The 22,854-nt window shown below is 64.0% G+C and carries 18 protein-coding genes; 9 read left to right on the top strand and 9 right to left on the bottom strand.

The features are described from left to right. Window position 1: 1 nt before the first annotated feature. The 7 genes from NKH35_RS19995 (at window position 2) to NKH35_RS19965 (ending at window position 6,361) form a co-directional block, all read left to right on the top strand. Window positions 2-715 (top strand): uroporphyrinogen-III synthase, encoded by a 714-nt coding sequence (locus NKH35_RS19995; RefSeq protein WP_352915994.1) that lies wholly within the window; start codon window positions 2-4, stop codon window positions 713-715. Between the two features lie 112 nt (window positions 716-827). Continuing rightward, on the top strand, window positions 828-2,318 hold the full coding sequence (locus NKH35_RS19990; RefSeq protein ID WP_352915991.1) for a COG4223 family protein: 1,491 nt from the start codon (window positions 828-830) through the stop codon (window positions 2,316-2,318). Between the two features lie 10 nt (window positions 2,319-2,328). Continuing rightward, window positions 2,329-3,930, top strand: coding sequence for a heme biosynthesis protein HemY (locus tag NKH35_RS19985; RefSeq protein WP_352915988.1), 1,602 nt, complete (start codon window positions 2,329-2,331; stop codon window positions 3,928-3,930). A 76-nt stretch (window positions 3,931-4,006) separates the two neighbouring features. Next, entirely contained in the window at window positions 4,007-4,486 is a 480-nt protein-coding gene (locus tag NKH35_RS19980; RefSeq protein WP_023687738.1) for a tellurite resistance TerB family protein, read from the top strand. A 14-nt stretch (window positions 4,487-4,500) separates the two neighbouring features. Next, window positions 4,501-5,217 carry a glutamine amidotransferase gene (locus NKH35_RS19975; RefSeq protein ID WP_023834670.1) on the top strand — a complete coding sequence of 239 codons (717 nt, stop codon included), beginning with the start codon at window positions 4,501-4,503 and terminating at the stop codon, window positions 5,215-5,217. 188 nt (window positions 5,218-5,405) lie between these two features. Next, window positions 5,406-5,669 (top strand): YMGG-like glycine zipper-containing protein, encoded by a 264-nt coding sequence (locus NKH35_RS19970; protein WP_023670477.1) that lies wholly within the window; start codon window positions 5,406-5,408, stop codon window positions 5,667-5,669. 56 nt (window positions 5,670-5,725) lie between these two features. Beyond that, entirely contained in the window at window positions 5,726-6,361 is a 636-nt protein-coding gene (locus NKH35_RS19965) for a LolA family protein (protein ID WP_352915985.1), read from the top strand. Window positions 6,362-6,391: 30 nt separating this feature from the next. Here the strand turns inward: NKH35_RS19965 and NKH35_RS19960 are convergent, their stop codons facing one another. The 9 genes from NKH35_RS19960 to NKH35_RS19920 all read right to left on the bottom strand — a co-directional run bounded on the left by NKH35_RS19960 (window position 6,392) and on the right by NKH35_RS19920 (window position 20,025). Continuing rightward, the gene (locus tag NKH35_RS19960) at window positions 6,392-9,595 is read right to left on the bottom strand and encodes an efflux RND transporter permease subunit (RefSeq protein WP_023745388.1); all 3,204 of its coding nucleotides are present in this window, start codon (window positions 9,593-9,595) and stop codon (window positions 6,392-6,394) included. After that, window positions 9,592-10,698, bottom strand: a complete 1,107-nt coding sequence (locus tag NKH35_RS19955) for an efflux RND transporter periplasmic adaptor subunit (RefSeq protein WP_023687741.1) — start codon at window positions 10,696-10,698, stop codon at window positions 9,592-9,594. The genes NKH35_RS19960 and NKH35_RS19955 overlap by 4 nt, the downstream gene beginning before the upstream one ends. A gap of 361 nt (window positions 10,699-11,059) precedes the next feature. Continuing rightward, complete coding sequence (locus NKH35_RS19950) at window positions 11,060-12,301, bottom strand: MFS transporter (RefSeq protein ID WP_023670472.1); 1,242 nt, start codon at window positions 12,299-12,301, stop codon at window positions 11,060-11,062. Window positions 12,302-12,459: 158 nt separating this feature from the next. After that, complete coding sequence (locus tag NKH35_RS19945) at window positions 12,460-13,560, bottom strand: aminotransferase class I/II-fold pyridoxal phosphate-dependent enzyme (protein WP_023670471.1); 1,101 nt, start codon at window positions 13,558-13,560, stop codon at window positions 12,460-12,462. A 133-nt stretch (window positions 13,561-13,693) separates the two neighbouring features. Further along, window positions 13,694-14,158: a Ros/MucR family transcriptional regulator gene (locus NKH35_RS19940; RefSeq protein ID WP_023670470.1), complete on the bottom strand. Its 465-nt coding sequence runs from the start codon at window positions 14,156-14,158 to the stop codon at window positions 13,694-13,696. 214 nt (window positions 14,159-14,372) lie between these two features. Continuing rightward, on the bottom strand, window positions 14,373-15,077 hold the full coding sequence (locus NKH35_RS19935) for an ROK family protein (RefSeq protein ID WP_023670469.1): 705 nt from the start codon (window positions 15,075-15,077) through the stop codon (window positions 14,373-14,375). 119 nt (window positions 15,078-15,196) lie between these two features. Next, window positions 15,197-16,570 carry a glucose-6-phosphate dehydrogenase gene (gene zwf, locus NKH35_RS19930; RefSeq protein WP_023687745.1) on the bottom strand — a complete coding sequence of 458 codons (1,374 nt, stop codon included), beginning with the start codon at window positions 16,568-16,570 and terminating at the stop codon, window positions 15,197-15,199. A gap of 23 nt (window positions 16,571-16,593) precedes the next feature. Then, window positions 16,594-17,607: a phosphogluconate dehydrogenase (NAD(+)-dependent, decarboxylating) gene (gene gnd, locus NKH35_RS19925; RefSeq protein ID WP_023670467.1), complete on the bottom strand. Its 1,014-nt coding sequence runs from the start codon at window positions 17,605-17,607 to the stop codon at window positions 16,594-16,596. A gap of 42 nt (window positions 17,608-17,649) precedes the next feature. Next, on the bottom strand, window positions 17,650-20,025 hold the full coding sequence (locus NKH35_RS19920; RefSeq protein WP_352915980.1) for a glucan 1,4-alpha-glucosidase: 2,376 nt from the start codon (window positions 20,023-20,025) through the stop codon (window positions 17,650-17,652). Window positions 20,026-20,273: 248 nt separating this feature from the next. Here NKH35_RS19920 and NKH35_RS19915 point away from each other — a divergent pair, with 248 nt between their 5' ends. Both NKH35_RS19915 and NKH35_RS19910 read left to right on the top strand, forming a co-directional pair. After that, a complete protein-coding gene (locus NKH35_RS19915; protein WP_023683930.1) occupies window positions 20,274-21,287 on the top strand; it encodes an ABC transporter substrate-binding protein in 1,014 nt (337 codons plus the stop codon). A gap of 48 nt (window positions 21,288-21,335) precedes the next feature. Then, complete coding sequence (locus tag NKH35_RS19910; RefSeq protein ID WP_023709692.1) at window positions 21,336-22,853, top strand: sugar ABC transporter ATP-binding protein; 1,518 nt, start codon at window positions 21,336-21,338, stop codon at window positions 22,851-22,853. Window position 22,854 lies beyond the last annotated feature (1 nt).

The raw sequence follows: 22,854 nt of genomic DNA, 5'->3' as shown, positions 1-22,854 counted from the left end.
TATGCGTGTCCTGGTGACGCGGCCGCAACCTGGGGCGTCGCGAACCATGCGGCGGCTGCAGGAATTGGGATTTGAGCCGCTCCTTCTGCCGCTGACCGAAACGGTGACACTGCGGGTTGGCGCCGATGCTGCGAGCGACAATGCCGTGGCCGTCGCTGTGACCAGCGCAAATGCGGTGCGGCATGCGCCGAAAGAACTCATTCGTGCGCTCGCCGCCTTGCCTTGCCATGCCGTCGGACGCAGGACGGCTGAAGCGGCACGTTCGACAGGGTTCTTGTCGGTCAGCGAAGGGGCGGGCGACGCCGAGCGGCTGGCCGAGGCGATTGCTGCCGGCCTTTCCGGCAAGGCGGTCTTCTATCTCACAGGGCGCGTGCGGTTTCCGGCATTCGAGGCGCGGCTGCGAAAGGCCGGCGTCGAGGTCCGCACCGTCGAAACCTACGACACGATTTCGCTCGATTATTCCGATGCTGAAATCCGTACACGCCTGTCCGATCAGGCGGTCGATGCGGTGCTGCTCTATTCAGCCAAGGCGGCGGCAGCGTTGCAGGCCTTGGCCAGCCGGGCGGAACTGCGCGATCTCTTTGAAAACATGCAGGCTTTTGCGCTCTCCGAGCGCGTGGCAGCGGCGTTTGACAATGCCGCCGGCAAAAAAATACGCATTGCGCGGGAACCGCAGGAGGAGGCGCTGCTTGAGCTGTTGCACCGCGGCGACTGAGCGCCGTGTCATCACGCCGCCCCTTTTCACCTGATGATGATGTGCTAGACCATTTTTCAAACCATCACGCGCCGTCGGGCGCCCAGACGAAGCAGGATTGCGGAGCCCAGGCATGGTCAAGACGCCGAAGATGCGACATTCGAAAAGCCACCGCGAGCCGGTGACCATCGAACTCGAACCCGGCGCTGTCTCGCGCATTGCCGATGCGGATGCCGCCAAGACGGATGTCGCCAACTCGGACGACGTCGAGGCCCCGGCAGGGTCGGTTGCGGCCGAGGATGCCGCTGCCATGGCCAATGCGCAGCCGGAGACGCCTGACGAGCCCGTTCATGCCGATCAGGCCGATCTCGAGCCGTGGGAGCACTCCGATGCCGCGGCGCAGGCCGCTCCCGAAAGCGCCGATGCGAAGGCGTCCACCCAGGCGGAGCAGCCTTACCCCACCGCTTCGGATGCGCCACCGCGCGCCAGAACCTCCGACTACAGTTTCGAGGATGCCTCGCCCAAGCCGGGTGCACCCAAGGAAACCCCAAGGACAGCCGGGAACCAGCCCATGGCCGCGCAACCGAAGCGCACGAACGGCATTGCCGCCGGCATCATCGGCGGTGTCATCGCGCTGGCTGCCGCCGGCGGGCTGCAGTTTGCCGGCGTGCTTGGCGCTCCGGGCTCAGGGGCGGGCACGGTCTCGCTCGACGGCGTCAATGGCGAGATCGCTTCGATGAAGCGCGAAATCGCCGACCTCAGGGAAGCCAGCGGCAATGGCGCCGCAACGGCCAAGGTCGACGGGCTGTCTTCGGCGCTGGATCAGGTCAAGGCCGAAGTCGCATCGCTGAAATCGGCGGTCGAAAAGGACGGCGCCGGCGACAATGCCGGGCTTGCCGCGCTTGGCGACAAGGTCAAGCAGATCGAGACGGCGGTTGCCGCCCTTGGCCAGGCCGGTGGTGCAGCGCCCGTCGACCTCGCGCCGCTCAATGAAAGACTGGCTGGCCTCGACGCACTGGTGAAATCGGCCGGTGAGGCAGCCAAGACGCAGGAAGGCAAGATCGCCGCGCTGGAGCAGTCGGTGACGCAACTCGCCGGCAAGGTCGATGCGCAGGCCTCGCAGCCAAAGATCGCGATGGCCATCGCCGCTTCGGCCTTGAAGGCGGCGCTTGACCACGGCGCGCCGTTCGCCGCCGAGTTGGAGACCTTCGCAGCGATCTCGCCCGATGCACCGCAGATTGCGGCGCTGCGCCCCTACGCTGAAAAGGGCGTCCCGACCCGCACCGAGATCGCCGGCGAGGCCGACGCCGCGGCCAATGCGATGGTCGCGGCGGCGACGCCGGTCGATGAAAATGCCGGCTTCTTCCAGAACCTTTTGTCGAGCGCCGAATCGCTGGTCAAGGTTCGGCCGATCGGCGCCGTCGAAGGCGCCGGCGCGCCGGAAACCGTGGCGCGCATCGAAGTGGCGGTCAATCAGGGCGACTACGCCAAGGCGCTCAGCGAATACGCAACGCTGCCGGATGCGGTCAAGGCCGCCGGCGCCGACTTTGCCGGCAAACTGAAGGCGCGCATCGACGTCGAGACGCAGGTCGACGCGCTGATTGCAGGTGCGATGAAGGCATGAGGACGACACGATGATCCGCATTCTCATCTTTCTCGGCGCCGTCTTCGCGCTCGGTCTTGGCTTTGCCTGGCTGGCCGATCGTCCCGGCGAGATGGTCGTTACCTTCAACGGTTACCAATACCAGGTCAGCCTGATGGTGGCTGCGGTGGCGATCGTTGCCGTCGTCGCAGCGGTGATGATCGTCTGGTGGCTGATCAAGTCGCTGTGGAACAGCCCATACACGATCTCGCGCTATTTCCGCGTGCGCCGCCGCGACCGCGGCTACCAGGCGCTGTCGACCGGCATGATCGCAGCCGGCGCCGGGGACGGCGCGCTAGCCCGCAAGAAGACCAAGGAAGCCGCCAAGCTGATCCGCTCCGACCAGGAGCCGCTGATCCAGTTGCTCGAAGCGCAAGCCTCGCTGCTCGAAGGCGACCATGAGGGCGCGCGCGAAAAATTCGAGGCCATGCTCGACGACCCCGAAATGCGGCTGCTTGGCCTGCGCGGGCTCTATCTCGAAGCCGAACGGCTCGGCGACCGCAACGCCGCGCGTCACTATGCCGGCCGCGCCGCTTCCGTCGCGCCGCAACTGGCTTGGGCCGCCGAATCGACGCTGGAGGATCTGACCGGGCGCGGCGACTGGGACGGCGCGCTGAAGCTGGTGGAGGCGCAGAAGTCGACCAGGCAGATCGGACGCGACGCCGCCAATCGCCGCCGCGCTGTGCTGTTGACCGCCAAGGCGCAGGCGCTGACCGACAGCGACCCCAATGCAGCCAAGGCAGCCGCTCTCGAGGCCAACAAGCTCGCGCCCGATTTCGCGCCGGCCGCGGTTGCAGCCGCCAATCTTCTGTTCAAACAGAACGATGTGCGCAAAGGCTCGAAGATCCTTGAGGCAGCCTGGAAGGCTGAGCCGCATCCCGAGATCGCCGAGCTCTACACCCATGCAAGGCCGGGAGATGCCGTGGTCGATCGTCTCAACCGGGCGAAGAAGCTGCAGGAGCTGAAGCGCAACAATGCCGAATCGTCGATGACGGTGGCGCGCGCCGCGCTCGATGCGCAGGATTTTTCCACCGCCCGCCGCGAGGCGGAAGCCGCGATCCGCATGGATCGCCGGGAAGGCGCTTACCTGCTGCTGGCCGATATCGAGGAGGCAGAGACCGGCGACCAGGGCAAGATCAGGCAATTGCTGTCCAAGGCGGTCAGGGCGCCGCGCGATCCGGCCTGGGTCGCCGACGGCGTCGTCTCCGAACGCTGGGCGCCGGTATCGCCGGTCAGCGGCAAGCTCGACGCTTTCGCCTGGCGCGCACCGATGGAGCGGCTGGGCCAGCTCATCGACAGCCATGAAGACGAAGCCGATGTGCCGGTGCTTGCGGCACCCGCCAAGCCGGCAAAGGAAGCCGAAGTGATCGATCATCCCGCCGTTGCCAAGACGATCAGCGAGGCGCCGACCGAGCCGAAGCCCGCTGTGGGCGACGACCAGGTCACGCCGGTCACCGCCGCCGCTTTCGCCGCAATACCAAACGACGCCGAACCCGTCGAACCTGCCGAGGAACTGGCTCGGCTGCCCGACGACCCTGGCGTCGACCCCGACGACGAAGCGGAGAAGTCACCGCGCCGCTTCCGCCTGTTTTGATCCCTGAAGCATGATCCCAAAAAGTGGATACCGGTTTTTGGAAAAGATCATGCTCCAATAAAGTGAAGTGAGCACCATGTTCGAACGCGTCCTGGCCTTTCTGAAAGACCTGCCCTCCGGGGCTGGGGCTCGCGCGAATGCGGACGATCCGCGCGTTGCGGCGTCGGCTTTGCTCTATCATGTGATGAATGCCGACGGCGTGCGCCAGGATGTCGAGTGGGAGCGGTTCAAGCAGGTGCTGGCGCAGAGCTATTCGATCAGCGGCGACGAGCTCGATGCACTGGCTGCCGCCGGCGAGCGCGCCGACAATGAGGCGATCGACCTCTATGCCTTCACCAGCGTCTTGAAGCGCCATCTCGACGCCGAGGCGCGCAAGGCTTTCATCGGCCTGATGTGGGAAATCGTCTATGCCGACGGCGAACTGCATGAACTGGAGGACAACACCGTCTGGCGCGTTGCCGAACTGATCGGCGTCGAGCGCCAGGATCGCGTCGAGGCGCGCCGCAAGGCGGCGGCCGCCGCGCCCGACGCCAGCGGAACGTCGAGCGACGAATAGGATTCCGCCTTTCCATGCCGCCCAGACCGAGCTCGAAACCAAAAATCCTGATCGTGCTGCATCAGGAGACTTCGAGCCCCGGCCGGGTTGGCCACATGCTGCTCGAGGAAGGTTTCGACCTCGACATCCGCCGGCCGCCTCTCGGCGACAGCCTGCCGGAGACGCTGGAGGGACACGCCGGCGCCGTGGTGTTCGGCGGGCCGATGAGCGCCAATGACGAAGATGAGTTCGTCCGCCGCGAGACCAACTGGCTCAATGTTCCGCTAAAGGAGAACCGGCCCTTCCTCGGCATCTGCCTTGGCGCGCAGATGCTGGCCAATCATCTCGGCGGCAAGGTCGAGGGGCATGGCGAGGGGCTGGTCGAGATCGGCTGGTATCCGCTGAAGCCGACCGAAGCCGGCAAGAAGCTGCTGCCTTGGCCCGACATGGTCTACCAGTTTCACCGCGAAGGCTTTTCGCTGCCCAGGGATGCGACGCTGCTGGCGACGGCGGAAACCTACCCCAACCAGGCTTTTCGCTATGGCGACAATGCCTGGGGCATCCAGTTTCATGGCGAACTGACCCGGTTGATGATGCAGCGCTGGGTGGTGCGCGGCGCGCACCGTTTCGAATTGCCCGGCGCGCAGCCCGGCCGCGACCATCTCGGCGGCCGGCTGATCTGGGATATGCACCTCAAGCGCTGGCTGAGCGAATTTTTGAGCCTGATCTTCGGCAAGCCTACTGAGGGATAGAGCAAAATCCAACTACTCTGAACGGCCGAGCTTGCCCAAAGACGACTTACCTCTGGGAGGCGTGTACGATGGATCCGGGACCTTAGCCCGTTCCCGCAGATTTGGATTGCGCCCCAAACACTCCGATGGATCGAAAAACTCCGTGGCGCATTTAAGCTTCGGCTAATAACGGCCCCAGGAGAGAACCAATGAAGAAGACACTGCTCATTTTGAGCCTACTCATTCCGCTCGCGGCATGCTCCCGCACCGAACAAGGCGCTGCCGTCGGTGGTTTGGGTGGCGCAGCTGTAGGCGCAGCAGTGGCCGGCGACCCGGTAAAAGGGGCGGTTGTTGGCGGGGCGGTCGGAGCGCTGGCCGGGGCGGTCATCGGGCACGCCAGCGAAGCCGGCCAGTGCAGATATCGCGGTCGGAACGGTCGAGTTTACGTTGCTCAGTGCCCGGACGGCTACTGATCTCAAAGGCGCGTGATCTCTTTCGATCACGCGCCTGCTCGGGGTAGGATAACTGAATGGCATATAACAGCAAAAGACTGCTGGCTTTCTGGTTAGCCGTTATCAGCGCTGTCGCGATAAACGCCGAACTTTCGACCGCGGCCTTGGCCGCACCTGTAGAAGCGAAGACGATTGCCGATCACTTCTCATCGGTAAAGTCCATGTCCGGGGACTTTGTCCAGTCGGGCCCAAGAGCGGAAAGGACCAAAGGGAAATTTTTCCTCCAGCGGCCGGGCAAGATCCGGTTCAACTATGCAGGCCAATCAGGGGTCAGCGTAATTGCAGATGGAAAATCCTTGGTGGTCTATAACAAGAAGCTCAAGACATCGCGGCTTTATGCTCTCTCGAAGACGCCGCTCAAGCTGCTCCTCGACAATCAGGTCAACTTTTCCGGCAATCGCCTCAAAAGTATCAGGGACGATGGCGCCCAGGTGATCATCAGGCTGGCCGACAAGTCGGCCTTCGGCAATTCGAATATCACTATGGTGTTTGACAGGGAATCGCTCGATCTACGCAGATGGACCCTGACTGACGAGAGGGGCCTTACCTCGACAGTCACCATATCCAACGTGAAGCAGGGCGTTCGCGCTCCTGCGGGCACCTTCACTATCGACTATGCTGCAAACCGTGAATTCAACACCAAAACGAAATAGTCGGCAGCGCCACGAACTGCCCGTGTAACACTACTCGGCGGCCGTCTCGGACGGCACCTCTGCCGGTGCCGAAGACTCGGCCTCGGCATGCGGCTTGCGCCGTGAGAACAGCGACCTGAGCGTGACGTAGAACACCGGCGTCAGGAACAGGCCGACGAAAGTGACGCCCAGCATACCGGAGAACACCGCGGTGCCGAGCGACTGGCGCATTTCCGCGCCCGGGCCCGTCGCGATCATCAGCGGCACGACGCCGAGGATGAACGAGAAGGCGGTCATCAGGATCGGCCGCAGCCTGAGCCGGCAGGCTTCGACGGCAGCCTCGGCTGCCGACAGGCCGCGTTCCTGGGCCTGCCGCGCGAACTCGACGATCAGGATCGCGTTCTTGGCGGCAAGCCCGATCAGCACGATGAGGCCGATCTGCACGAGGATGTTGTTGTCCAGCCCTCGGAACGACACGCCGAGCAACGCTGCGAGCACGCCGAGCGGCACCACCAGCACGATGGCGAACGGCAGCACCCAGCTTTCATATTGCGCCGCCAGCGCCAGGAACACGAACAGCACCGACAGTCCGAAGATATAGACAGCGGCATTGCCGGTGTTGCGCTCCTGATAGGCGAGTTCGGTCCATTCGTAGGAGGTACCGGCCGGCAACGTCTGTGCCGTGATCGCTTCCATCTTGGCAAGCGCATCGCCGGTGGAAACACCGGGCGCGGCGTTGCCCTGCAGCGGCACGGAGACGTACATGTTGTAGCGCTGGACCAGCGCCGGGCCGGTGACGTCGCGGATCTCGATCAACGTGCCCAGCGGAACCAGCGCGCCGGTCGCCGAGCGCACCTTCAGTTTCAAGATGTCGGCGCGATCGAGGCGGAACGCCTGGTCGGCCTGCGCGCGCACCTGGTAGACGCGCCCGAAAGCGTTGAAGTCGTTGACGTAGGCGGTGCCCAGATTGATCGACAGCGTCTCGAAGATGTTGGGGATCGGCACGTTCAGGATGCGCGCCTTGTCGCGATCGATCGCCAGGAAGAATTGCGGGCTGGACGCGGAGAAGGTGGTGAACACGCCGGTCAGCCCCGCCGTCTTGTTGGCCTTGCCGGCAATTTCATAGGCAAGCGCCAGGATCTGCCGCATGTCGGCGCTGTTGCGCTCCTGGATCTGCAGCTTGAAGCCGCCGGCATTGCCGACGCCGCGGATCGGCGGCGGCGGCAGTGCGATAATGAAGGCTTCCTTAATGCTTTGCAGGCTGCCGAACAAATTGCCGATGACCTGGGTCGCGGACTGGCCGGCTTCCAGTCGCTCGTCAAACGGCTTGAACCTGGCGAAGATCACGCCCGCGTTGCTGGCATTGGTAAAGGTGGCACCGGAGAAGCCGGCGAAGGCGACCGCGTAGTCGACGCCCGGCGTTTTCTGGATGATCTGCGACGCCTGCTGGATGACGGCATCGGTCCGCGATAGCGAGGCGCCGTCCGGCAACTGGACGACGACGATCGCATAGCCCTGGTCGAGCGACGGAATGAAACCGCGCGGCACCGTCTGGACCATATAGACCGTGGCGTAGATGAGGGCCGCGAAAACGGCCAGCGTGGCGGCGATCGCTATCCGCGAGCCGACCAACACGCGCACGATGCTCGAATACCAATGGGCGACCTTGTCGAAGCCGCGATTGAAGCCGTCGGCGAGCGCCCGTCCGAACCGCGCCAGGAAAAAGCGCGGCGGCGCCGCAGCAGTGTGGTGCGGCTTGAACAGCAGCGCGGCCAAGGCCGGCGAGAGCGTCAGCGAATTGAATGCCGAGATCGCCGTCGACACCGCGATGGTGATCGCAAACTGCAGGTAGAACTGCCCGGAAATGCCGGGAATGAAGGCTGTCGGCACGAACACCGCTATCAGCACCAGCGAGATCGCGATGACCGCCGTTCCGACTTCGTCCATGGTCAGATGCGACGCCGGATTGGGCGCCAGCCCGCTGGCGATATTTCGCTCGACGTTCTCGACCACGACGATCGCATCGTCGACGACGATGCCGATGGCCAGCACGAGGCCGAACAGCGTCAGCATGTTGAGGGAGAAGCCGGCGGCGTAAAGCACCGCCAGCGTGCCGATCAGCGACACGGGGATCGCCACGATCGGCACGATCGCCATGCGCCACGATTGCAGGAAGACGATGATGACGATGATGACCAGAACCATCGCCTCGAGGATCGTCTTGTAGACCTCCTGGATCGACTCGGCGACGAACTCGGTCGGATTGTAGACGATGTCGTAGCTCAATCCCTTCGGGAAGTCCTGGGAAAGCTCCTTCATCTTGTCCTGGATCTCCGCGGCTGCGGCGAGCGCATTGGTGCCTGGCCGCTGGAAGATGGCGAGCGCCACCGCCGGTTTGCCGTTGAGATAGGAGTTGGTGACGTAATCCTTGGCGCCGAGCTCGATGCGCGCCACGTCCTGCAGCTGGATCAGGCGGCCGTCTTCGGCCGATTTGACGATCACGTATCGGAAGTCCCGTGCGTCGTTGAAGCGGCCTTGCGTGGTGACGGTGTACTGGAACGCCGTGCCGGTATTGGTCGGCGGCGCGCCGATGGAGCCGCCCGACACCTGGACGTTCTGGTCGCGCAGCGCCTGCACCACATCGCCCGAGGTCATCCCCAGGGCGGACAGTTTTTCCGGATCGAGCCAGATGCGCAGCGAATATTCGCGTTCGCCAAAGATGATGAGGTCGCCGACGCCGTCCAACCTGAGCAGTATGTCGCGCACCCGCGAGCGGGCGTAGTTCGAGACGTAGAGCTGGTCGTAGGTATTGTCGGGCGACAGCATGTGCACGACCATCATCAGGTCGGGCGAGCTCTTGATGGTGGTGATGCCGAGGCGGCGGACTTCTTCGGGCAGGCGCGGCTCGGCGACCGACACGCGGTTCTGTACCAGCACCTGCGCCTGGTCGAGATCGGTGCCTAGCTTGAAGGTGATGGTCAGCGCCATCGCCCCGTCGCCGGACGAATAGGACGACATGTAAAGCATGCCCTCGACGCCGTTGATCTCCTGCTCGATCGGCGTTGCCACCGTCGCTGCGACCGTCTCGGCGTCGGCGCCCGGGTACTGGGCGCGAACGACGATGGTCGGCGGCGCGATCTCGGGATATTGCGCGATCGGCAGCTGGGTATAAGCAATCCCGCCGAGGATCAGGAGGACGATCGAAACCACCGATGCGAAGATCGGACGGTCGACGAAGAAATGGGCGAACCTCATTGCTGCAACCCGGCGGTCTCGACCTTGGGCGGCAACGTCACCATCTCGACTTTCACCTTGGTGCCGGGCCTGGCGTGCATCAGCCCGTTGACGATGATCGTCTCGTCGCCGGTCAGGCCCGCGCGGATCACCCGGTAGCCGTCGAGAAGCGGGCCGGTGCGCACGGGCTTCGCCGACACCATCCCGGCCTCATCCACCAGGTACACGATGCGGCGATCCTGATCGGCGCCGACCGCCTCGTCGGGCACCAGGACGCCGCTATGCGGCAGCGACCCCGGCACGTTGATGCGCCCGAACATGCCTGGCTGGAGAACGCCGTCGGCGTTGGCAAACCTTGCACGCACCCGCATGGTGCCGGTCGCGTTGTCGATCCGGTTCTCGGCAAAATCGAGCTTGCCCTTGAATACCGCCTCCGCGCGGTCGGCGACGCGAACCACCACCTCGAGCCCGCCGGCGCCTTCCTGCATGCTGCCGCCGCGCTCCTTCGCGTCGCGGGCGTAGCTGAAATACAGGCGCTCATCGACGTCGAAATAGAAGTCGATCGGATCGCGTGTGACGATAGTCGTCAGCAAGGTGGAATCCGGCTGCACGAGGTTGCCGACCGACACCAGCCGGCGGTCGATGCGGCCGGACAAGGGCGCCTTGATCTCGGTGAACTCCAGGTTCAGGTTGGCCGTCGTCAGCGCAGCCGTCGCGCCTTGCATCTGCGCCTGCGCCGAAAGGTATTCCCGCCGACGGTCGTCGACCGTCGCGGCCGAGATATTGCCGGTCTTGGCGAGTTCATCGGCGCGATCCAGCTGCATCTTGGAGAATTCGAGCAGGGACTTGGCGACGTCTACTTGCGACTTGGCGGCATCGTAGGCCGCCTGGTACGGACGCTGGTCGATGGTGAAGAGCAGGTCGCCCTTGTTGACCAGTGCGCCGTCCTGGAAGCTGATCTTGTCCAGATAGCCGCTGACGCGCGAACGGATGGCGACCTCGTCGACGGCTTCGAAGCGCCCGACGAACTCGTCGTCTTCGACGATTTCACGCACCACCGGCTTGGCCGCCGTCACCACCGGCAGTTGCTGGTCCTGCGCAAACGCGTTGCTGCTGAAAGCCATGCCGAGCAGGAATGCCACTGGGACGGCGGAGCGGGCCAGCCAGCCGACCGATCGGCTGGGTCGCCCGCTTGCGTCGCGATGCGATTGCCGATTCCCTGAAGTGTCCATTTGCGTCCCCGCTAGCTGGACCCGGAGGTCGGGTGGTTCTCTTCTATATTTAAGGTTTCTCGTCGAGACCAGAGCACTGCAGTATTGTGCATGGCAACATAATCATTTTCCATATGGACTGAAATGTCCACCCTGTGGCTGCCCCGCCTTCTGGCTAGTTCGCCCAGAACCGGCCCATCCGCTTCCGGCCCATCTCAGCCGTCATCGGCGCAAGCTGATTTGGACCGAGCGCCGGATCCTGCGGCTTACTCGATCAGTTGCGGCTGTTGAGATGCCGCACCCTTCGCAGTTGCGGAAACAGCACCGCCCACAGTCCGGCGACGGCAATCGCACCGACGCCGCCGATCACCACCGCCGGCACGGTGCCGATCAGCGCCGCCATGGTGCCGGCGCGGAACTCGCCGACTTCGTTGGAGGCGCCGACGAAGACCTGGTTGACGGCGTTGACGCGGCCGCGCACCTCGTCGGGTGTCCACAGCTGGATCAGCGTCTCCCTGATATAGACGCTGAACATGTCGGTGGCGCCGAGGCCGGCAAGGGCCAGGATCGACAGCCAGGTGATGGTCGAGACGCCGAACAGCACGGTGAAGGCGCCGAACCCGGCGACGAAGCCGAGCATGATCTTGCCGGCACTGTCGCGCAGCGGATGCCCGGCAAGCCAGACCGCGACACAGATGGCGCCGATGCCGGGCGCCGAGCGCAGCAGGCCGAGGCCCCACGGGCCGAGTTCCAGAATATCGCGGGCATAGACCGGCAGCAGCGCCGAGGCACCGGACAGAAGCACGGCGAAGAGGTCGAGCGAGATGGCGCCCAGGACGATCTTCTCGCTCCAGATGTATCGGAAGCCGGCAAACAGCGTCTCCATCGTCGGCTTGTCGGTGGCGCTCTGCTGGGCCGGTTTCGGAATGGTGAAGATCAGCAGACCGGCCACCAGCATCAGCACGGAGGCAACGGCGTAAGCGGCTTCGGCCGAGACGCCATAGAGCAGGCCGCCGGCGACCGGGCCGACAATGGTCGCCGTTTGCCAGGCGGACGAGTTCCAGGCGATCGCATTGCCGAAATCTTCCGGCGGAACAAGGTTGGCGAACAGCGACGACGAGGCCGGCCCATAAAAAGCGCGCGCCAGGCCGAACATAGCCAGCACGATGAAGATCGGCAGCGGGCTGACGAGACCGCGCAGCGTGAAGTACAACAGGACAAGCGCACAACCTGCCTCGACTACCGTCGCCAGCGCCATGATCAGGCGGCGGCCGAAACGGTCGGCGACAACGCCGGTGACCAGCACCAGCAGCAGCGACGGCAGGAACTGGACGATGCCGACAATGCCGAGATCGAAGGGATCGCGCGTCAGATCATAGATCTGCCAGCCGACGGCGACGGACACGATCATGGTGGCGAAGGTGGTCAGGAAACGCGCCGCCCAATAGCTCAGGAAGGAGCGATGGCGGAAGGCGGCGTAACGCCGGTCAGGCGGTGTATGGGAATGGGATGTCATGGATACAGGCCCCGTTGCTTGCATTGGCCGGCGGGGCACTTCCCGGAAATGGGCGCTGTTCCGGCCAATGAAACTTATCAAAGTTCGGGGCGCGTATGCGTGAAAATCGGGCCCGGATCAAGCGGTTTTCAAGCCGCTCGCCCGATTGCACGCGGACGTTACTGCCTCAGCGCGGCGGAAATGGCGTCGAGGCCGCCCTGTAATTCCGCCTCTTTCGGCCAGCCGAAACCGACGCGGAAGAAGCGCTTGGGCATATCAAACCAGTGGCCGGGACCGACATAGGTGCCGTGGTTTTCCAAGAGATTGACGTAGAAACGGTCGAGGTCGAAGTCTGGACTGACAACGAGCCTTGGAAATCCGACGACGCCGCCTTGTGGCCGCACCCAGTCGACCAGCGGCTCGCGGTCGATCCAGGCTTGCACGATGTCGCGGCGTTTCGCCATCTCGGGCAGCAGCGCGCCCAAGAAAGCGTCGCGGCGCCCCAGCATGCCGCGCGCAATGCCTTCGTCGATGACGCTGCCGCAAATGCCGATCTGCTCCTTGGCGGCGAGGAAGCGCTCCTGCAGTTCGGCATCGCTGGTGATCAGCCAGCCAATGCGGATGCCGGGAATGCCGAAGGCTTTCGACAGCGACGAGACGCTGATCGCTTTGGGGCTGAGAGAAGCCGCCGCCGGCAGGCGCTGTCCATAGGAGAGGTCGCGATAGGTCTCGTCGACCAGCAGATGGCAGCCGCTCGCTTCGGCCAGCGCAATCAGCGCGTCGAGATCGGCCCGGCCCATCATCGTGCCGGTCGGGTTGTGCGGGCAGGTGACGCTGATCAGCTTGGTGTTCGGTTGCATGCTGGCGGCGACGCGGCCGAAATCGATGGCAAAGCCTGCGTCGAAATCGAGATCGACATAGGAGATGGCGCAGCCGATCGCCTTGGGGGTCTCGATGTTGGTGGCGTAGTTCGGCCGGACGACGACAAGGTGGTCGCGCTCCGACAGAAGCGAGGTCGAAATGATGAAGAGCGCGCCCGCCGCACCGGCGGTCACAAGAACATCGTCAGGCGAAATGCCGGAATCCTGCGCCGCGATCAGCGCCCGCAACTCCTTGTCGCCGCGATGCTCGCCGTAGAACAGCGTGAGATCCGGCAGCGACAGGCCGACGTCGGAGAGTTTCTGATCGGCGATCGAGCTTTCGGAGAGATTGAACCGAATGCGATCGTAGCCGTATTCCTCCGGCGCCTCTTTCTCGATCACCATTCTGGCGTAGTTCATGGCTGCTCCCCCAAAGTCCTGACACTCAGAGGTACAAGCCATAAAAGCACGAAGCCTGCCAAGGCTCATTCGCCGGCAGGCTTCTGTTCCAGTCGTCCAAACGATTGGCTCAGGGCCGAGGCGCTGATCCCACTCAGGCCGGAACTTTGGCCTTCCGGCCCTTGGCTTTCGCCGGCGCGGCAACTGCGGCCTTGCGGCCGAGGCCGATCGACTTGGCCAGCTCGGAGCGCGACGCCGCGTAGTTGGGGGCAACCATCGGATAGTCGGCCGGCAGGGCCCATTTGGTACGATAGGCTTCCGGCGTCAGGTTGAAATGGACGCCGAGATGGCGCTTCAGCGATTTGAATTTTTTGCCGTCCTCGAGGCAGATGATGTAATCCGGCGTCACCGACCGCTTGGGATTGACGGCCGGGATCTGCGGCGCCGCCACTGGGGCCGGCGGCTGGCTGAGCCCGCCGATCGACGCCGCAACGCTGGCGATGAGATCGCTCAGGCCGGCAACGGGCAAGCGGTTCTTCTCGACGTAAGCGGACACGATATGGGCGGTAAGCTCGAGCAGGTCGATGTCCTTGTCAGAGTCGTTGCTGTCGTCGGCCAATTTATCTCTCCGTCGCTAGGGGGGTGGCGGAAACTCCCAGAGTGGTCCCAGCGGAGCCGGAAATCCGCTCTAGTCATTTGTCTTGCCGCATATGTGCGGTTGCGCCAGATGATTCCATCCGGTGCCACCGCTCTAATCGCCAAATCTGCGTAACGCAATGACTTCGTATCGCGCCACACGTCATTTTGAACAACTATACTGAATTTTAATACTATCAGACGATCAGCGCCTTGTCGCGCCATAGTCGAAAACCGCCCTCGAAAGCGCGCGTATTGTCGCCGCGCCTGGATGTGGCGGGCAATTCATCCAGTCTGTCGACATTGCCGCCGCCGATGACGACATAATCCGGCTGCAGCGCCGCACGCAGCCGCCCCACGACGTCGAAAACGTATTTGCGCCATTTTTTCTTGCCGTATTTCTCCAGGCCGCGCTCGCCGACATAATCTTCGAAACTGCCGCCCTTGCGGTACGGCAGATGCGCCAGTTCCATCGGCTGGCCGACATTGTTGAGGATCATCGCCGCGCCCAGGCCGGTGCCGAGGCCGAGGAACAGCATGCGCCCGCCATCGTAGCTGCCGATCGCCTGCAGCAGCGCGTCGTTGACGACCTTGACCGGCTTGCCGAAGGCGGCAGCAAAATCGTAGCCGTCCCAGCCCTTGCCGAGATTGGCGGGATCGAGCGAAGGCCTGTTGTGCCTGACCGGGCCGGGATAGCCCATCGAGATCAGGTCATAGGCCAGCCCTTCGGCCAGCGTCTTCACCGTGGCGACCATCTGCTGCGGCGTCAGGTCCGGTCCGGAATCGGCGCGGCGCATCTCGCCGCCTGCGCTGGTGAGGATTTTCACATGCGAGCCGCCGACATCGATCGTCAGCACGATCGGTTCGGCCTTGGCCTTCGCGGGCCTGGCTGCCTTGGCCATGTCGTTTCCTCCGCTCACTTGGCGCATTCCCGCGTTTCAGGGAAACGGGGGAATGCTCCAACTCTTTGTTTTTACCCAATTTCGGACGGAAAGACCGCTCGCACTTTTCCTGGAATTGCTCAACTCGGATTGATCCAGCCGTTGGGCGGCCCGAAGCTGGCCATGGCGTCGGCAGGCCCCCAGGTCTTCGGCTCATACATATGCGGCGGCGTGGTGTCGCCCAGCACCGGGCCGACGATGCGCCAGGCAAGCTCGCTGGCATCCTGGCGGGTGAACAATTGGCCATTGCCGTTCATGGCATCGCCGATCAGCCGCTCATAGGGCGGCATGTCGCCCTTCGAATCGTCCAGCGCGGTGAGCTCGACCTGCTCGCCGACCATGTCGTCGCCGGGCGCCTTGCGCTGCGCGCCGATCGAGATCGCCACCTGCGGGTCGATGCGGAAGCGCACGTAATTGGCGTCGCTGGGCTTGATCGGATCGAAGACGTCGAGCGGCGGCCGCTTCAGCCGCACGATCACTTCGGTCACATGCACCGGCATGTTCTTGCCGGTGCGGATGAAGAAGGGCACGTCCTGCCAGCGCCAGGTGTCGACCATGAAGCGCACCGCGGCAAAGGTTTCGACCGGCGAGTTCGGCTTCACGCCGGGTTCAGCGAGGTAGCCGGTGAACTGGCCGCGCACGACGTCGTCCTTGGTCAGCGTGCGGATGGCGCGCAGCACCTGCACCTTCTCGTCGATCAGATCGTCGGCCGAGCGGCCGACCGGCGGTTCCATGGCGAGCAGCAAAAGGATGTTGAGCAGATGGTTCTCGATCACGTCGCGGATAGCGCCGACATCGTCATAGAATTTGCCACGGCCTTCAACGCCGAAGTCCTCGGCCATGGTGATCTGTACGCTTTCGACGAAGTTGCGGTTCCAGATCGGCTCGAGAAAGGAATTGGCAAAGCGGAAATAGAGCAGGTTCTGGATCGCCTCCTTGCCGAGATAGTGGTCGATGCGGAAGATCGACTGCTCTTCGAACACCAGATGCAGCACGCGATTCAGCCAGCGCGCCGATTGGAGATCGTGGCCGAACGGCTTTTCCACCATCAGCCGCGCGCCATGCGCGGTACCGGATTGCTCCAGCCCCTGGACGACGGTCTCGAACATGGTCGGCGGCACCGCCATATAGTGCAGAGGCCGCTGCGCCGAGCCGAGCGCCGTCTTCAGCTTCTCGAAGGTCGCGCCGTCGCGGTAGTCGCCGCTGACATAGCGCAGCAGACTGGCGAATTTGGCGAAGATCTTTTCGTCGATCTTGCCGAGAGCGTTGACGATGCCGTCGCGGGCCCGCGCCTGCAATTGGTTGATGTCCCAGGCATCGAAGGCGACGCCGATCACCGGCTCGGTCAGCGTCCCCTTGGCTACCATCTGGTAGAGGGCCGGAAATATCTTCTTGTGGGCAAGGTCGCCGGTTGCTCCGAAGAGCACCAGCGTGTCGGACCGTTCCGGGCTCATCTTGCGCGTCTCCCCTGCGGCCTTCACTTGCCGGCCTTCGGCTTTTCGACATGGCCGCCAAAGGCATAGCGCATGGCCGACAGCAGCTTGTCGGCGAATTCGGATTCGCCCTGCGAGGAGAAGCGGTCGAACAAAGCCGAGGACAGAACCGGCGCCGGCACGCCGGTGTCGATCGCCGCCTTCAGCGTCCAGCGTCCTTCGCCGGAATCGGAGACGCGGCCGCCGAACTGGGCCAATGCCGGGTCGCTCTTCAGTGCGCCGGCGGTGAGGTCGAGCAGCCACGAGCCGATCACACTGCCATGGCGCCAGACCTCGGCCACTTGCGGCAGGTCGATGTCGAACTGATAGTATTGCGGGTTTTCCAAAGGGCTGGTCTCGGCGTCCGCCGTGCGCTGTCTTTTGCCGGCATTTGCCGATTTCAAAATGTTCATGCCTTCGGCATAGGCGGCCATGACGCCATACTCGATGCCGTTATGGATCATCTTGACGAAATGGCCGGCGCCGCTCGGTCCGCAATGCAGGTAGCCAAAGGGTGCGGTTCCACCCGCCTTGTCGGGCGTGGCGCCGACATCGGCGCCGGGCGCCAGCGTGGCGAAGATCGGGTCGAGGTGTTTGACCGCCGTGTCGGGGCCACCGATCATCAGGCAATAGCCGCGCTCCAAGCCCCAGACGCCGCCGCTGGTGCCGACATCGACATAGTGCAGGCCCTTGGCCGCGAGCTCGGCCGCCTGGTCGACAGCGTCGTGATAATAGGAATTGCCGCCGTCGATGATGATATCGCCGGGCTCCATCAATGCTGCCATCTGGTCGGCGATCCTGCCGGTGATCGCCGCCGGCAGCATCAGCCAGGCGCTACGCGGCTTGGACAGCTTGCCGACGAACTCTTCCATGGAGGCGGCGCCGATGGCGCCATCGGCAACCAGGGCGGCAACGCTTGCCGGGTTGATGTCGTAGACGACGCATTCATGGCCGTCGCGCATCAGGCGGCGCACCATGTTGGCGCCCATCCTGCCCAGTCCCATCATTCCGATCTGCATGGTCTTGTCCTAGTCGCTTGAGGAAAGAAAATTGTGGGCGAGTTAGTTCTCAATGCCGACGGTGAAGTCGACATTCTCCCAACGGTCGCCGTCGGGCCAGAAAAAAGTGAAGACGATCGTATTACCTCGCGGAATATCGGCCACCGGCAGATCCGCCAGATGGACGCCAAAGACATTCACGGACGTGTTGATTTCATGGCTGGTCTGCCACTGGTCGCCGCTCCAGCGGATCAGTGCCGGCTGCAGCAGTTCAACCCGCAGCGTCTTGCCGGCTTCCAGGGTGCGCAGCCTGTTGTTGAAGCGCCATATCCTCAGCGGCGAGCCGGTCTTGTCCCTGACATAGCGCTTGACGCCTTGCGGCGGCATGTCGAAGACGGCGCCGTCGCGGAGCGAGCGCAACAGCTTGATGTGTTCCGAATGCGCCCAGACCAGCGGCATGGCGCTGCCCGACGGCCTGCCCAGCCACAATTCGCGCTCCGGTATGTCGGCGCCGTCCCAGACCTGTTCCGGCAGCAGACCGCCCACACCAGCCGAAGCCTCGAATGTCCTGAGCAGGCTTGCCGCCTTGTCCTTGTTACCGGCGGCCAGCTCGTAGTGGGCGCGTTCGCCGGCCAGCAACGGCCAGGGTCGGCCCTGGCCGTTGCCGTCGAAGGGGGCGCCGTCGGCGTGTTCGCCATAACCGTCGCTGGTGTAGCGGTACCATAGAGGCCCTTGCGGCAGGTCGCAGCGCAGTTGCGCGTCGATGATCTTGACCGTGCCGACGATGCGCGGATCGTCCGCGGCCCTGAGGCCGAAGCGGACTAGCGCCAGCGCGTCCGGGCTGACAATCGCTTCGGCCGGCTTGTCGGTATCGCCCGGCGGACGGTTCTTGATCGGTACGAAGCCGTCCTTCGGCGATGCGGCGCCTGAACCGTCGGCCGGCGCGATGCGGATGTAGTAGCCGTCGACGCCAGCCTCGTGGCACGCCGGTGTGCCGCTGACATAGGTCCAGCGCTCGATCTGGTCGTTCCAGCAATCCGCGACCTCGCGCAAATAGTTAGCCGGCTCCGGTTTGCCGTCAACGTCGAACAGATCGGCGGCGCCAAGCAGTGCCGATATTTCGACGGCGAGCGTGAATGGGCTGTAGCCGGCATCCTCTTCCCAGCGGTCCTGCCCGGTGACGGGACCATTGCGCACGACATAGGACGCTGCTTTCTCGACCATCGGCATGAAGGCGGCGAGCTTGGCGCGCGGCAGGTGGCCGGCGCGGTGCAGCGCATCGGCAAGCAGCAGTGGGAAGGCGCATTCGTCCATCTGGATGCCCGGCCAATAGAGCGAGCCGTCGAGCCACACATTTTGTGGCCAGTGGCCGTCCGGCTGCTGGATGGAACGGAGATAGGCGAGGATCTCAAGCGCCTGCGCCGGATCGCCGGCGGCGAGCAAGCCGCCCGCGGTTTCCACAAGGTCGCGCGGCCAGACCAGATGATAGCCGCCAAGGTCGTCGTCGCCCTTGCTCGCTCCCCACGGGATCGACAGGCTGGCAACGGCCGCACCGGGCCTCGCCAGCGACAGGTGCGTCGCCAGCACCGCTGTGCTGACGCGGTAGGTGTTGAGGCCGGATGCATCATGGTGGTCGAGCGGCGTCAGGCCTGCCTGCCATTTCCGCCATTTCGCGACATAGGCCTTTGCCGCCGGCTCAAAACCGCGTTTCAGGCTGGCGGCGGCGTTTTCCGCCGCTTCATCCGGCGTTGCCCCAAACCCAAGCGCAAGCAAGGCTTTGCTGTTAGCCAAGGAAAAGCCGATCTCGCCGGTCAGCGCGACATTGCCGTCCTCCGCCCTTTGGCAGGCCGGATCGAGCCGGCCGGCGCGGCTGAGTTGCTGCCAGCCGTCGGAAAAGCCTGCATAGCCGGCCGAGCAATCACCCCAGGGCAGCGAGGAGGCAAGCGCCAGGCAGGTGCCGCGCCCGGACGCAAACAGCATCGGCTTGCCCTTGTGCTCGCCGATCCAGGCGGTGTTGCCCATGCCGGCATTGACCAGATGCGGCGCCAGCAGGGCGTAGACGCGGTAGTCCGTGGCCACGCCCTCGAGTGCCGTGAAGCTGATTTCCTGCAGCAGGGCCGGGCGCGCCGCATCCGCCAGGATGCGCTTTTCGATCCGGTAACGCGCCGTCGCGTTGACCAGCCGGTAGGCGGGCACGCCGTCCTCGAATGTCTCGATGGCATGCGTGGCGTCGCGCTTCTCCTCGGAGAACCAGCCGCCGGGGCCGGTGACCAGCAGTCCCATGTCGCGCGTGCAGGCGCTGTCGAGACCAGGATAGTAGACTTCATTGACGATGCCATGGCTGAGCGTGAACCAGACGCGGCTCGCCGGCGAAAGCGCGGCACCTACGCCGCTCTTGGCGCTTGACGTCCAGCGCGCCGGAATTCCGGGCGGGCCCATTCTTTTGGGTGCACTGGGGGGAAGGGTCGGCGGCGTCGCTGCCAGGCATGGTCTCCTGGCCCTTCCCTAGACCAGCAGGCGAAGGCTTTTCAACCGCCGCACCTGAAGTTGATCGCCAAGGTGTAACCGATCGCAGTTGACAAGCGAGCTCATCTGCATTTGTCTGACAATAGATAAAAAACAGGCAGCCAACGCCAAAACCATCAGCAACAGTCGGCGGGGCCGACAATCCATGGGAGGATTATGACATGAAGAAACTGCTCGTCCTGAGCGCTCTGGCGGCGATGCTCGCCTCGGGCACGGCGCTTGCCGACACCAGCGGCAAGAAGATCGCCTTCTCCAACAATTACGCCGGCAATTCGTGGCGTCAGGCGATGCTCGACAGCTACGGCATCGTCACCAAGAAGGCGGTTGAGGATAAGATCGTCGGCGCCGCCGACATCTTCACCACCGCCGACAAGGAAGTGCCGACCCAGGCTGCCCAGGTGCAGAACCTGATCCTGCAGGGTTATGACGCCATCGTCATCAATGCCGCATCGCCGGATGCGCTGAACGGCGCCATCAAGCAGGCCTGCGATGCCGGCATCGTCGTCGTCTCCTTCGACGGGACCGTCACCGAACCTTGCGCCTACCGCGTCGTCGTCGACTTCAAGGACATGGGCAAGCAGGAAGTCGAGCAGATGGCCAAATTCCAGCCCAAGGGCGGCAATTTGCTGGAAATCCGCGGCCTTGCCGGCACCTCGATCGACGATGCCATCCATGCCGGCATCCTCGAAGGCGTCGCCGCCCATCCCGAGTTCAAGATCGTCGGTTCGGTGACCGGCGACTGGGACCAGACGACGGCGCAGAAGGCGGTCGCGACGATCCTGCCGTCGTTGCCCGACATCGTCGGTATCGTCGACCAGGGCGGTGACGGTTATGGCGCGGCACAAGCCTTTGCCGCCGCAGGCAAGCCGCGTCCGACCATCATCATGGGCAACCGCCAGGACGAGCTGAAATGGTGGAAGGAGCAGAAGGACAAGGATGGCTACCAGACCTGGTCGGCCTCGATCGCGCCCGGCGTGTCGTCGCTGGCCTTCTGGGTGGCGCAGCAGGTGCTCGACGGCCGCACGGACATTCCGCATGACCTTTTGGTGCCGTATCTCGCCTTTACCCAAGACAATTTCGAGACCGAGCTGCCGAAAATCAAGGAGGGCGGCGTCGCCACCCACGAATACAGCCAGGAAGACGCAATCGCGGCGATCAAAGCCAATATCAAGTGATGCATTGCATTCATTGCCAGCGGCATGACCGACCGGATATCGTTGAGCATGCCTGAGGCCAATACGGACATCATCAGACTGGGCGGCGCCGAAAAACAAATCGGCGCCGCCCATTTGGACATCATCAGGCTGAACGGCGCCGAAAAACATTTCGGCGCCGTTCGGGCGCTTAACGGCGTCGACTTCCATGTTGTATCAGGCGAATGCGTCGGGCTGGTCGGCCACAACGGCGCCGGCAAGTCGACGCTGATGCATATGGTGGCCGGTACGCTGCAGCCCGATGGCGGTGAGATCGCGGTGCGTGGCAATGCCGAAACCGACTACTCGGTGGCGCGCGCGCTGAAACTCGGCATACGCTGCGTGTTCCAGGAACTGTCGCTCTGCCCTAACCTCAGTATCGCGGAGAATACGCGCATCAACCATCCGGCGCTCACCGGCTTCGGCTGGCGACGCAAGGCGGCTGCTCTCATTGCCGCCAAGCTGGACGAAATCTTTCCGGATCACGGCATCTCGGCGGACGACATTGCCGGCGATCTCTCCATCGGCCGGCGGCAGATGGTCGAGGTGGCGCGCGCCTTCACGGTGACGCGCGATCCGCTCGACCTGGTCATCCTCGACGAGCCGACCTCTTCGCTGGACGCGCATACTGCGGGCCAGCTGCTTGCCTTCGTGCGCCGTTTCGTCGCCACCGGGGGCAGCTGCATCCTGATCTCGCATGTGCTGGGCGAGGTGCTGCAGAATGCTGACCGCATCGTGGTGATGCGCGACGGCAAGGTGGTCGCCACGGACGTGGCAAAAGCGTTCGACCGCGACCGGCTGGTGACGACGATGGGCGGCGCGGAAGCGTGCGAGAAGATCGCGGCGGAGATCGCCGCCAGGCCGGCGGCGGGCCCGCTCAGGGTGCGGGCGCGGCCCGAGCGGCAGCAGGACGGCAAGGAGCTTGTCGCCCGCGCCGGCGAGATCATCGGGCTTGCCGGGCTTGCCGGCCATGGCCAGACCGACCTGTTGCTGGCGATCTTTGCCGCCGCGACGCGTAGAAGGCTTGATATCGAGGTGACCGCCCCGGTGGCGCTGGTGGCCGGAGACCGCCAATCGGACGGCATTTTCCCGCAATGGTCTATTGCCGAAAACATCGGCATCCGCTCGCTGGCGCAGCTGCGCAAAGGGCTGCTGATCTCGCCGCAGCGCGAGGCCGAGCTTGCCGAGTTCTGGAAGCAGAAGATTGGCATCCGCACGCCTGATATGACCAACAACATCTTCTCGCTGTCCGGCGGCAACCAGCAGAAGGCGCTGTTTGCCCGCGCACTGGGTTCCGATGCGCAGATCGTGCTGATGGACGATCCGATGCGCGGCGTGGACATCGGCACCAAGCTCGAGGTCTACGATCTCGTGCGCGAGGAGGCGGCCAAGGGCCGGACCTTCCTCTGGTACACCACCGAGACCGAAGAGCTCGACAATTGCGACCACATCCATGTCTTCAAGAACGGCCGCATCGTCGCCAATCTCACGCGCGACGAGCTGACCGAGGAAAAGATCATCCAGTCCTCATTCGGCGACGCGGCCTGAG

The organism is Mesorhizobium sp. M1143 (genome assembly GCF_040318435.1).
In the GTDB taxonomy this organism is placed as follows: Bacteria; Pseudomonadota; Alphaproteobacteria; order Rhizobiales; family Rhizobiaceae; genus Mesorhizobium.
The sequence above is the reverse complement of the archived record's forward strand: the minus strand, read 5'-3'. Positions and strand labels throughout refer to the sequence as shown.